This is a genomic window from Terrabacter tumescens (assembly GCF_014646815.1).
GTDB classification, from domain to species: Bacteria; Actinomycetota; Actinomycetes; order Actinomycetales; family Dermatophilaceae; genus Terrabacter; species Terrabacter tumescens.
Map to the genome: position 1 here is coordinate 26,437 of NZ_BMNZ01000004.1, position 11,028 is coordinate 37,464.

The 11,028-nt window shown below is 72.3% G+C and carries 11 protein-coding genes; 5 read left to right on the plus strand and 6 right to left on the minus strand.

Translation table 11 applies throughout. The features are described from left to right. On the plus strand, nt 1-343 hold a 343-nt coding region (locus tag IEY30_RS10615), incomplete at its 5' end, for an Rv3654c family TadE-like protein (protein ID WP_188960128.1). A 32-nt stretch (nt 344-375) separates the two neighbouring features. Here IEY30_RS10615 and IEY30_RS10620 read toward each other — a convergent pair. From IEY30_RS10620 to IEY30_RS10640, 5 genes are all read right to left on the minus strand, one after another. After that, the gene (locus IEY30_RS10620; RefSeq protein ID WP_030195301.1) at nt 376-840 is read right to left on the minus strand and encodes an RrF2 family transcriptional regulator; all 465 of its coding nucleotides are present in this window, start codon (nt 838-840) and stop codon (nt 376-378) included. A gap of 239 nt (nt 841-1,079) precedes the next feature. Continuing rightward, the gene (locus IEY30_RS10625; protein ID WP_030195304.1) at nt 1,080-2,090 is read right to left on the minus strand and encodes a sulfate/molybdate ABC transporter ATP-binding protein; all 1,011 of its coding nucleotides are present in this window, start codon (nt 2,088-2,090) and stop codon (nt 1,080-1,082) included. After that, entirely contained in the window at nt 2,087-2,893 is an 807-nt protein-coding gene (gene cysW / locus IEY30_RS10630; protein WP_030195306.1) for a sulfate ABC transporter permease subunit CysW, read from the minus strand. Before cysW ends, IEY30_RS10625 begins: the two co-directional genes overlap by 4 nt. Continuing rightward, the gene (gene cysT, locus IEY30_RS10635; protein WP_030195309.1) at nt 2,890-3,873 is read right to left on the minus strand and encodes a sulfate ABC transporter permease subunit CysT; all 984 of its coding nucleotides are present in this window, start codon (nt 3,871-3,873) and stop codon (nt 2,890-2,892) included. The genes cysW and cysT overlap by 4 nt, the downstream gene beginning before the upstream one ends. Beyond that, nucleotides 3,870-4,907 (minus strand): sulfate ABC transporter substrate-binding protein, encoded by a 1,038-nt coding sequence (locus tag IEY30_RS10640; RefSeq protein WP_030195311.1) that lies wholly within the window; start codon nt 4,905-4,907, stop codon nt 3,870-3,872. The genes cysT and IEY30_RS10640 overlap by 4 nt, the downstream gene beginning before the upstream one ends. 224 nt (nt 4,908-5,131) lie before the next feature. Here IEY30_RS10640 and IEY30_RS10645 point away from each other — a divergent pair, with 224 nt between their 5' ends. Then, on the plus strand, nt 5,132-5,560 hold the full coding sequence (locus IEY30_RS10645; protein ID WP_081920381.1) for an aldo/keto reductase: 429 nt from the start codon (nt 5,132-5,134) through the stop codon (nt 5,558-5,560). Nucleotides 5,561-5,674: 114 nt separating this feature from the next. Here the strand turns inward: IEY30_RS10645 and sftH are convergent, their stop codons facing one another. Further along, nucleotides 5,675-8,008 (minus strand): DEAD/DEAH box helicase, encoded by a 2,334-nt coding sequence (sftH, locus tag IEY30_RS10650; protein ID WP_052358388.1) that lies wholly within the window; start codon nt 8,006-8,008, stop codon nt 5,675-5,677. 198 nt (nt 8,009-8,206) lie between these two features. Here sftH and IEY30_RS10655 point away from each other — a divergent pair, with 198 nt between their 5' ends. The 3 genes from IEY30_RS10655 to IEY30_RS10665 all read left to right on the plus strand — a co-directional run bounded on the left by IEY30_RS10655 (nt 8,207) and on the right by IEY30_RS10665 (nt 11,016). Continuing rightward, nucleotides 8,207-8,578, plus strand: coding sequence for an anti-sigma factor antagonist (locus IEY30_RS10655; RefSeq protein ID WP_030196966.1), 372 nt, complete (start codon nt 8,207-8,209; stop codon nt 8,576-8,578). Then, nucleotides 8,575-10,170, plus strand: a complete 1,596-nt coding sequence (locus IEY30_RS10660; RefSeq protein WP_030195321.1) for a DUF7059 domain-containing protein — start codon at nt 8,575-8,577, stop codon at nt 10,168-10,170. The genes IEY30_RS10655 and IEY30_RS10660 overlap by 4 nt, the downstream gene beginning before the upstream one ends. Nucleotides 10,171-10,257: 87 nt before the next feature. Then, nucleotides 10,258-11,016 carry a TetR/AcrR family transcriptional regulator gene (locus IEY30_RS10665; RefSeq protein ID WP_229674950.1) on the plus strand — a complete coding sequence of 253 codons (759 nt, stop codon included), beginning with the start codon at nt 10,258-10,260 and terminating at the stop codon, nt 11,014-11,016. Nucleotides 11,017-11,028 lie beyond the last annotated feature (12 nt).

Here is an 11,028-nt window from a genome sequence, read left to right on the forward strand (position 1 = left end):
GTCCGGGGCCGCGAGCGTCATGGTGCTGTGCCTCATCGGAGTCGTCCTGTCACTCACCGTGGGCGCTCTTGTCATCGCGTCGGTGCTCATTGCCAGCCAACGGGCCCGTCTCGCTGCGGATCTCGGGTCGCTCGCAGGAGCGTCGGCGGTCCAGGACGGGGCGTCGCCCTCGGGCGCGTGCGCAGCCGCGCGACAGGTTGCCGTGGCCAATGGCGCTGCGGCACAGATCTGCTCGTCGGACGGCTCGGTCGTCGACCTGTCCGTGGTCGTGAGCTCCGGCTTGTGGCCCGAACCGGCTGTCGCCCGCGCGCGAGCCGGGCCCGAGTCGGGAGCGACTCGGTGACGGTGCCCGTCAGCGGCGAGCGGCCTCGACGGTCAGCGGTTCTGCCAGGCGTCCGGCGCCGTGAGGAGCTGACGGACGCGGTCGGGCAGATCGCCGGTGCGGAGGTCCTCGATCGAGGTCTCGTCGAGCACCTCGCGCAGGCTCGCGCGGACCGCCACCCAGAGGCTCGGCAGGTGGGTCGCGACGCCCTGGTACTCCGTCTCGTGCGGACGCAGACCTCGCACCTCGGCGAGCGGGCCGTCGACGGCGCGGAAGATGTCGCCCACGCTGATCTCGCCGCGCGGCCGGCCGAGGACGTAGCCGCCGCGGGCGCCGCGACGGCTCAGCACGAGGTCGCTGCGGCGCAGATCCGCGAAGATCGCCTCGAGGAACTTGCGCGGCAGCTCCTGCCGCGTGGCGAGGCTGTCGATGCTGATCGGTCCCGAGCCCTCCGCGTCCGCCTCGGCGAGGATGAGCATCGCGCGCACCGCATAGTCGACTCGTGCCGAGATGTCCACCCGTGCAGTCTGCCGCACCGCACCTGCCGCACGCGCCAAAGCGGCCACTCGAGGGGTGTTGGGGGTGTGACTGAGGCGGCGAGGTGTCGTCCCCTCGCCGCCTCAGTTCACTCGGTCTCCCGAGCCACCCACCCTCGTCGCGTGGCGACGAGAGGAGCTTCACGGCATACGTTAGGCCGTTGCGCGTCCGGATGGGAGCCCGGTCTCATGCGGACGTACCCGACCTGGACGCACGGAGGTCAGATCGCGAGCGCCGGGTCGACGTCGACCACGCTCGATCGCGCGACGGCCCGGGCGTGGACCGTCTCGCCCTCGCGCAGGTGCAGCTGGGCGGCGTCGCGGCGGGTGATCTGGGCGGCGAACCGCTCGCCCGAGTCGGCCCGCAGGTCGACCCGCACCTCGAAGCCGAGAGGCACGACGCGCTCCACGACGGCGTCGATGACGCCGGGGGAGTCGGCGACCTTGGCGTCGAGCGCGAGGGCTGTCGCACGGTCCCGCTCGAGGACGATGTCGTGCGGGCGGACGAGCTGCCCGCCGAGGTGTGCCACCGAGCCGAGGAAGCCCATGACGAAGTCGTTGGCGGGGCGCTCGTAGAGGGTGACGGGGTCGCCGACCTGCTCGATGCGGCCCTTGTTGAGCACGGCGATCCGGTCGGCGACGTCGAGCGCCTCCTCCTGGTCGTGCGTGACGAGCACCGTCGTCACGTGCACCTCGTCGTGCAACCGGCGCAGCCACTGGCGCAGGTCGGTGCGCACCTTCGCGTCGAGGGCGCCGAACGGCTCGTCGAGGAGCAGCACCTGGGGGTCCACGGCGAGGGCTCGGGCCAACGCCATGCGCTGGCGCTGACCGCCCGACAGCTGCGCGGGGTAGCGGTGCTGGAATCCCTCGAGCCCGACGATCTCGAGCAGCTCGTCGACCTTCTTGGCCGCCTCGGCCTTGGGGCGCTTGCGGATCGTCAGCCCGAAGGCGACGTTGTCGCGGACCGTCATGTGCTTGAACGCGGCGTAGTGCTGGAAGACGAAGCCGATCCCACGTCGCTGCGGCGGTTCGTGCGTCACGTCGCGGCCCTCGATCGTCACGGTGCCCGAGTCGAGCCCCTCGAGGCCGGCGATGGAGCGCAGCAGTGTCGACTTGCCCGAGCCGCTCGGCCCCAGCAGCGCGGTCAGCGATCCGCTCGGGATGTCGATGCTCACGTCGTCGAGGGCGGCGAAGGGGCCGTAGTTCTTCCGGGCGCTGGTCACGGTGATCATCGGTCGCTCCTCTTGCGGTCGAGCACGGTCATGAGCAGCAGCACGACGAGCGCGATGCCCATGAGGAGGGTGGCGGCGGCATACGCGCCGTAGGTGTTGTGGTCGTCGATGTAGCGCGAGTGGACGAGGAGCGTCAGCGTCTGCGAGACGCCGGGGAAGCCCGAGCTGACCATGATGACCGCGCCGAACTCACCGAGGGCTCGGGCGACCGTCAGCACGACCCCGTAGGTCAGGCCCCACCGGATCGCCGGCAGCGTGATGCGCCAGAAGGTCTGCCACCCGCTCGCGCCGAGCGTCGAGGCGGCCTGCTCCTGGTCGAGTCCGATCTCGTGCAGCACCGGCTCCACCTCGCGCACGACGAACGGCAGCGTCACGAAGATCGTCGCGAGCACCATCCCCGGGATCCCGAAGATCACCTTGAAGCCGGCCGCGTCCACCGCCCCGAACCAGCCGCCCGCGCCCCACAGCATGATGAGCGCGACGCCGACGACGATGGGCGACACCGCGAACGGCAGGTCGACCACCGCCTGGAGCAGCCCGCGTCCGCGGAAACGACCGCGCACCAGGGCGATCGCCGTCGCCACGCCGAAGACGACGTTGACCGGCACGGTGATCGCGACGATGAGCAGCGAGAGGTTGAGCGCCGACTTCGCGGCCGGCGTCGAGATCGAGGCGACGAACTCCGACAGTCCCGGCTCGAAGGTACGCCACAGGATGACCCCGATCGGCACGGCGAGCAGCACGAAGAGGTAGCCCAGCGCGACGACCCGGAGCGACAGGCGCGTGCCACGAGAGACCCTCATGCGTCCCGCTCCTCACGTCGCAGCGTGCGGCTCGACACGACTCGGAGCACGAGCAGCGTGACGAACGCGATGGCGAGCAGCGCCACCGACACGGCCGCCGCGTTGAGCGGGCGGTCGATCTCGATCTGCTGCTGGATGTACTGCGAGGCCACCTGCGTCTCGCGCGGGATGTTGCCGCCGATGAGCACGACCGAGCCGTACTCGCCGATGGCGCGGGCGAAGGCCAGCCCGGTGCCACTGAGGATCGCGGGAGCCAGGGTCGGCAACACGATGCGCCGGAACGTCGTCCACCCCGAGGCCCCGAGCGACGCCGCCGCCTCCTCGACCTCGCGGTCGGCCTCGATGAGCACGGGCTGCACCGACCGCACGACGAACGGCAGCGTGACGAACAGCAGCGCCACGACGAGCCCCCAGCGGGTCGCGTTGAGCTCGACGCCGATGGGGCTGTTGGGCCCGTAGAGCGAGAGGAGCACGATGCTCGCGACGATCGTCGGCAGAGCGAAGGGCAGGTCGATGAGGGCGTTGACGACGCGCTTGCCCCGGAACTCGTCGCGCACGAGCACCCAGGCGACGAGCGTGCCGAGGACCGCGTTGGCGAGGGCCACGACGGCCGAGACGAGCACCGTCACCCAGAGCGCGGCGAGTGCGGTCGGTGCGGTGACCGCGGCCCAGAAGCCGCTCAGTCCCTCGCCGAAGGCCGCGACCGTCAGGGCCGCCAGCGGCAGCAGCACGATGACGCTGAGCCACAGCGTGACGACACCGACGCCGAGCGGCCGACGCAACCCGCCCAGCGCGCCCCGGGCACTTGGTGGTGCGCCCGCCGCGGTGTCGCCGGGACGTGCCGACTCCTGCGGATCCAGCGACCCGCTGTCTTCCGGTCGTATGCCGTCAGGCCGGGGCGCGTCCGGACGCGCCGGCAGGGGCGCCGCGTCCGTCCCCGGACGCGGGCCCCTGCGCTGCTGGTCGGTGTCGGCCGTCACTGGGTCGCCTGGTCGTAGATCTTGGCGATGTCACCGACGTCCTTCTTGAAGAGCGTGCTGTCGACGGTCTTCCAGCCGCCGAGGTCGGCGATCGTCCAGAGCTTGCTCGGCGTCGGGAACTTCGAGGCGTACTCCTGGGCGACCGTCTCGTCGACGGGCCGGAACCCGGCCTCGGCGAGCAGCTTCTGCGCCTCCGGCGTGTAGAGGTAGTCGTTGAACGCCGTGGCTGCCTGGAGGCTCTTGCTGCCCTTGAGCACGGCGGCAGGGTTCTCGATCTTGAACGTCGTCGGCGGGGTCACGTGCTCGACCGGGTCGCCGTTCTTCTCGACGAAGAGTGCCTCGTTCTCGTAGCTGAGGAGCGCGTCGCCGCTGCCCTGAAGGAAGGTCTCGGTGGCCTCGCGGCCGGACTTCGGCTGGACCTTGACGTGGTCCTTGACGAGCGCGGAGACGTAGGCGAGGCCGGCGGCCTTGTCAGCGCCGCCGTTGCTCTTGGCGGCATACGGCGCGAGGAGGTTCCACTTGGCCGAGCCGGACGAGAACGGGTTGGGCGTGACGACCTCGACGCCCGGCTTGAGCAGGTCGTCCCAGTCCTTGATGCCCTTGGGGTTGCCCTTGCGCACGACGATCGTGACGACCGAACCGAACGGGATCCCTTTGTGGGCGTTGGCATTCCAGCTGGGGTCGACGAGTCCGGCATCGACGAGGCGCGTGACGTCGGGCTCGACCGAGAAGTTGACGAAGTCGGCCTCGGCGCCCGCGGCCACCTTGCGGCTCTGGTCGCCCGAGGCGCCGTAGCTCTGCTGGAACTGCGCGCCCTTGCCGGCCGCGGTCTTCTGGAAGGCCGGGATGACGACGTCGAAGCCGACCTTCGGGACGGCATACGCGAAGAGGTTGACGGTGCTGGTCGCCGCCCCGGCGGCGGCTGCCGTCCCCGGGGCCGCGACGCTGTCGCTGGCCCCGCCGCCGGCGCACGCCGTCAGGCCGAGCGTCGCGGTGACGGCGATGGCGGCGAGGGCGATGGAGGGGCGTCGCATGGTGGGGCTCCTGAGGGGTGTCGTCCGGATCGGGGTCGCGCCGCGGGTGCGTCGCGCCGGTGGGGTGGTGGCCGCGAGCGGCCCTTTCCCTATCCGTTGCATGGGAGTTTCGAATAGCGGTGCGTTACCGGTCAAATAACGTGTGCTTATGTCTCAGAGTGTGGTCGATGGGACGCGCGCCCGACTGCCGGGTAAGTGGCCGTTCGTGGTGGCAGACTCCCGGGATGCCTTCGCAGACCATCACCGCCGACGCCGCGGGCAGCTGGCAGCTCGGCGACCTGACCGTCAACCGGATCGGTTTCGGGACCATGCGGCTCACGGGGACCGCGGCTTTCGACCTCGGGACGCCACGCGACCGCAGCACCTCGATCGCCGTCCTGCGCCGGGCACTGGAGCTCGGCGTCAACCACCTGGACACGGCGGCCTTCTACTTCTCGCCCCTGCGCTCGGCGCTCGAGCTGGTGGGCAGCGCCCTCGCCCCCTACCCCGACGAGCTCGTGATCGCCACGAAGGTGGGTCCGGGGCGCGACCCCTCCGGCGAGTGGCTGCCGTGGGCGCGTCCGGAGCAGCTGCGCGGCCAGGTGGAGGAGAACCCGGCACCGGCGACCTGCGCCACCTCGAGGAGAACGTCGCCGCAGGCGCGCTGGAGCTGACCGCCGACGACCTGAGCCGGCTGGACGGCCTCACCAGCCCGACGACCTGAGTCGGCCGGACTGAGCCCGAAGCACACCCCCGGCCCGCGCGCTCTCAGCTGTTGACGGCAGCAGTCAGGCGGTGTCAGCACCCACCAGCCATGGGCCGGCGTTGCGCAGCGTGAGGTCGAGCAGCGCTACCGCCCCGGCCTTGTCGAGCGGCTCGTTGCCGTTGCCGCACTTCGGTGACTGGATGCAGGACGGGCAGCCCGTCGCACACTCGCACGACGCGATGGCTTCGCGGGTTGCATTGAGCCACGGTCGGATTCGTCGGTAGCCGCGCTCTGCGAAGCCGGCGCCGCCCGGGTGGCCGTCGTAGATGAGGATCGTCGGCAGCCCGGTGTCCGGGTGCAGCGCGGTCGAGACCCCGCCGATGTCCCACCGGTCCGCCGTCGCGAAGAGGGGGAGCATCCCGATCGCGGCGTGCTCGGCCGCGTGCGCAGCCCCGGGTATGCCGTCCTCCGCCACGCCGGCAGCCGCGAGCTCCTCGACGGGCATCGTCCACCACACCGCCTTGGTCGCGAGGGTGCGCGGCGGGAGGTCGAGCGGGTGCTCGCCGAGCACCTCGCCGCCGGGCAGCCGGCGCAGGAACGAGGTGACCTGGTGACGCACGCTCACGTGACCGAAGGAGCAGCGCAGCTGGCCCCAGTCCTCGTGCTCGACCTCGTGGACGATCTGGAAGTCGCTGACCGACTGGGCCTGCGTGGTCCAGCCGGGGTCGCCGCGCACCGCGAAGGCGGCGTGGTCGTCGAGGTCGAGCTCGGTGACGACCCACGTCTGGCCCTGGTGCAGGTGCACGGCGCCGGTGTGCACCTGGGAGTGCGCGGCGGCGTCGTCGACGGTGCCGACGACCCGCCCGGTGCGCGTCTCGATGATGCGCACCGGCTCGCCCGCCCCTCGAAGGGAGAGGTGGTCGGCGGGCCGGTCCTCGCGCCCCCAGAACCAGCCGCGCGGACGCTTCTTGAGAATGCCGCGGGCCACGAGCGCGTCGAGCAGCGACAGCGTCTGCGGCCCGAAGACGTCGACGTCGGCCTCGGTGACGGGCAGCTCGGCGGCCGCCGCCGCGAGGTGTGGCGCGAGCACGTGCGGGTTGTCGGGGTCGACGACGGTGGCCTCGATGCCACGGCCGAAGATCGCCTCGGGGTGGTGCACGACGAAGGTGTCGAGCGGGTCGTCCGCGGCGACGAGCACCGCGAGCGAGCGTGCCCCCGAACGCCCGGCGCGGCCGGCCTGCTGCCACAGGGACGAGAGGGTGCCCGGCCACCCGGCGAGCAGCACGGCATCCAGCCCGCTGACGTCGACGCCGAGCTCGAGCGCGTTCGTGGCCGCGAGGCCGAGCAGCTCCTTCGAGCGCAGCGACCGCTCGAGCTCACGGCGCTCCTCGGGCAGGAACCCGCCCCGGTAGGCCGCGATACGTCCCTCGTCGGTGACCGACACCCGCTCCCGGGCGACGCGGGCCACGACCTCGACGCCGGCGCGCGAGCGCGCGAACGCCACCGTCTGCACCTGCTCGCGCACGCACCCGGCGAGCAGCTCACCGGTCTCGGTGATGGTGCTGACCCGCTGCGGCTGCCCCGTCTCGTCGACGAGCAGCGGCGGCTCCCAGAGGGCGAAGGTCATCGACGCCCGAGGTGAGCCGTCCTGCGTGACCGGGACGACCGGCATACCCAAGAGGCGCGAGGCGTGCTCCTGCGGGTCGGCCACGGTGGCCGACGCGAAGACGAACGTCGGCTCGGAGCGGTAGCGCGCGGCCACGCGGCGCAGGCGGCGCAGCACGGCGGCCATGTGGGCGCCGAAGACACCCTTGTAGACGTGGCACTCGTCGACGACGACGTAGCGCAGGGCGCGCAGGAACGAGCTCCATCGCTCGTGCCCGGGCAGCAGGGAGTGGTGCAGCAGGTCGGGGTTGGTCAGCACGAGGTTGGCGTGGTCGCGGATCCAGCGCCGCTCGTCGGTGGGGGTGTCGCCGTCGTACGTCGCCGGCCGGACGGCGGGCAGGGCGAGGCGGTCGATGCGGCTCAGCTGGTCGGCGGCGAGCGCCTTGGTGGGGGAGAGGTAGAGGGCCGTCGCCCCGCGACCGTTGGGCGCGCTCGCCCCGGAGACGAGGTCGCTGAGCATCGGCAGGTGGTAGCCGAGGCTCTTGCCCGACGCAGTTCCGGTGCTGACGACGACGTGCCGCCCCGCATGGGCGGCCTCGGCGACCTCGACCTGGTGCGACCACGGCGCCTCGATGCCGGACGCGAGCAGGGCTCCGAGGAGCGTCGGGTCGACCCACTCCGGCCAGTCGGCGTGGACGGCGCGACGCGCCGGCACCTCGTGCACGTGCACGAGGCGCTCGGGATGGTCGCCGACGAGCGTGCGCAGGAGGTCCTCCGGCACGGGTCCCATGGGCGCTGGCTCCCGGTTCATGTGGAGCAACCGTATGTCGTGGGGGTACGGTAACCGACGTGCGGGGCATGTTACTGCGCAGTCGGTCAACCAGGGGAACGTGACTGACGAGGACTCCCTCAGGTCCCGTCAGGAGATGACCGGCTCGTCGCGTGGCAGCAACCCCGAACAGCAACCGGAAGCGTTCTCTTGCACGCGTGGGCACAGAAAGGGGCACAGGTGGATCTCTCGATCACCCGAGCCGACCATGGCAACCAGACCGTGGTCCACCTCGGCGGCGAGATCGACGTCTACACCGCGCCGCTGGTGCGCGAGAAGCTGGACGAGCAGATCCAGGGCGGCCGCACGCAGCTCGTCGTCGACCTCACGGACGTGACGTTCCTCGACTCGACGGGCCTCGGTGTCCTCGTCGGACGCCTCAAGCTGACCCGCACGCGAGGTGGCGCCATGCGGCTCGTCGGCACCGACGACCGCGTGCTCAAGGTCTTCTCCATCACCGGGCTCGACAAGGTCTTCGAGATCCACCCCACCCTCGACGCCGCGCTCGCTGCGAGCGAGGCCGGCGTGGGCGCACCGGGCGAGGGGTCCTGAGCGACACGCCCGTCGTCGACGAGGCCCTCGTCGCGCTGCTCCGCGCGGACCTGACGGCGGCCCGCTTCACCGTCGACGGCGTCGCCGAACGGCTCGGTCCCGTCGCGTCCGCCGCGCTGCACCGGGAGCAGCCGCTGCCGGCGCTCCTCGCGACCGAGCCGTCCGCAACGTCTGACGCCGATGCTACGGACGCGTGCGGCGTGCTCGTGCGCCTCTTCACCCTCGGCCGTCCGGTCGCCGCGTCCGCTCTGGCCGCCGCGCTGCCGACCCTCGGGGTCGAGGGGGCTGTCGCTCTGGGGCTCGTGCGTCTCGGGGCGAGCCGGGCCGGCTTCGCCGCGGGCCGCCCCGTCACGTCCGACCGCGAGGTCGTTGCGACGTGCGACCTGCGCCCCTACGGTGACGACGCCCACGACTGGTGGGTGGCCTCCGACCTGTCCGAGCTCGCGGTCGGCGGGCCTCTGCGTCCCGACCACGTGCTCGGCATCGGCGGTGCGTCGACGACCCTCGCCTCCTGGACGGTGCGCCGGCCGGCCGAGCGTGCGCTCGACCTCGGCACGGGGTGCGGTGTGCAGGCGCTGCACCTGACCGGACACGCCCGATCCATCGTCGCGACCGACATCTCCGAGCGGGCGCTGGCGTATGCCGCGTTCAACCTCGCGCTCGCCGCCTCCGAGCGCTCCGGCGCGGTGCCGCCGGTCGAGCTGCTGTCCGGAGACCTGCTGGATCCTGTTGAGGGACAGTCGTTCTCGCTCGTCGTGAGCAACCCGCCGTTCGTCATCACGCCCCGCGACGAGCACCTGCCGCTCTACGAGTACCGCGACGGCGGCCGCGCCGGTGACACGCTAGTGCGGTCGCTCGTGCGCCAGGTCGGCAGCGTGCTCGAGCCGGGTGGGGTCGCGCAGTTCCTCGGCAACTGGGAGGTCCCCGCGGGCCGCACGTGGCGCGAGGTCTGGGGCGAGTGGCTCGACGAGCAGGCCCGCGACGGTGTCGCCCTCGACGCCTGGGTGGTCCAGCGCGAGTCGCAGGACCCGGCCGAGTACGCCGAGCTGTGGGCCCGCGACGGCGGCGCCCAGCCCGGCAGCGAGCCGCACTCGCAGCTGTATGCCGCGTGGTTGCGCGACTTCGCCTCGCGCGACGTCGAGCGGGTCGGGTTCGGCGTCGTGACGCTGCAGCGCCCGGCGACCGACCGCCCGGTCTGGCGGTCGCTCGACGAGGCCAACGGCCCGGTCGCGGCGCCCATGGGCCCGACCGTCGACGCGGGCCTGCGCGCACGCACCTGGCTGGCGGAGCACTCCGACGACGACCTCCTCGACATTGCGTGGTCGTGCGCGCCCGACGTCACGGAGGAGCGGCACGGCCGGCCCGGCGCCGAGGACCCGGCCGTCATCCTCGTGCGCCAGGGCGGCGGGCTGGGACGCGTCGTGCGCGCCGGGACGCTGCTCGCGGCATACCTCGGCGTCGCCGACGGGGACCTCACGGCGCGGGCAGCGCTCGACGCCATCGCGACCCTGCTCGACCTCGACCCCGCGCAGGTGCGGGCCGAGACGGTGCCGCAGCTGCGCGACCTCGTCGCCGACGGGCTCCTCGTCTGACGCGACGGGTGTCCCCGTCATCGTGGGAACGGGGCCAGTCGTCACAAACCGCTTGTGAGTGAGTGCTCACTCATTCATGATGGTCGGGTGTCGACACGCGTGGAAGGACCCAAGGCCGCCCGGACCGCCCAGCGCAGGGCGGCCCCGATGGACCCGGACGACCGGCGCGACGCCCTCATCGAGGTCTTCGTGCGGCTCGCCCACCGGGAGGGCCGCAAGCCGACGACGAGCGAGATCGCCCAGGAGGCCGGCGTCGCCGAGGGCACGATCTTCCGGGCGTTCCCGACCAAGGAGGTCCTCGAGAAGGAGGCCGTGCAGGCGGCGTTCTGCCCGGCCCCGGTGCGCCGGCGCATCTCGGCCATCGACCCCGAGGGCTCGCTGCGTGACCGGCTCGTCGACTTCACCCGCATCATGCAGATGCGCTTCACCGAGGTCTTCGGGCTCATGGGCGCCCTGGGCCTCACCGAGCCGCCCAACCGCGGCCCGCACGAGAGCTGCTACGAGGCGGGGCGCCACCTGCGCGGGCACGCCGACGAGGAGGAGCACGGGGCCGCCCACCAGCCGCTGCTCGACGCCGTCCACGCGCTGCTCATCCACGACGAGGACCACCTCGTCGTGCCCGGCACCGACGTCATCCACCGCATCCGGCTGCTCACCTTCTCGGGCAGCCACCCCGGCATCGCCGACGGCCGGGTGCTGACGCCCGAGGAGATCGTCGACACCGTGCTCTTCGGGGTCGTGTGTCGCCGACCGCCCACCGAGAGCGGGCTGTCCATCGCCGAGCTCCACGCCCAGCTCGGTGGCGACCCCCGCCACCTGAGCGGCGAGTGGGAGGCGCGCTCGTGACAAACCTGTTGA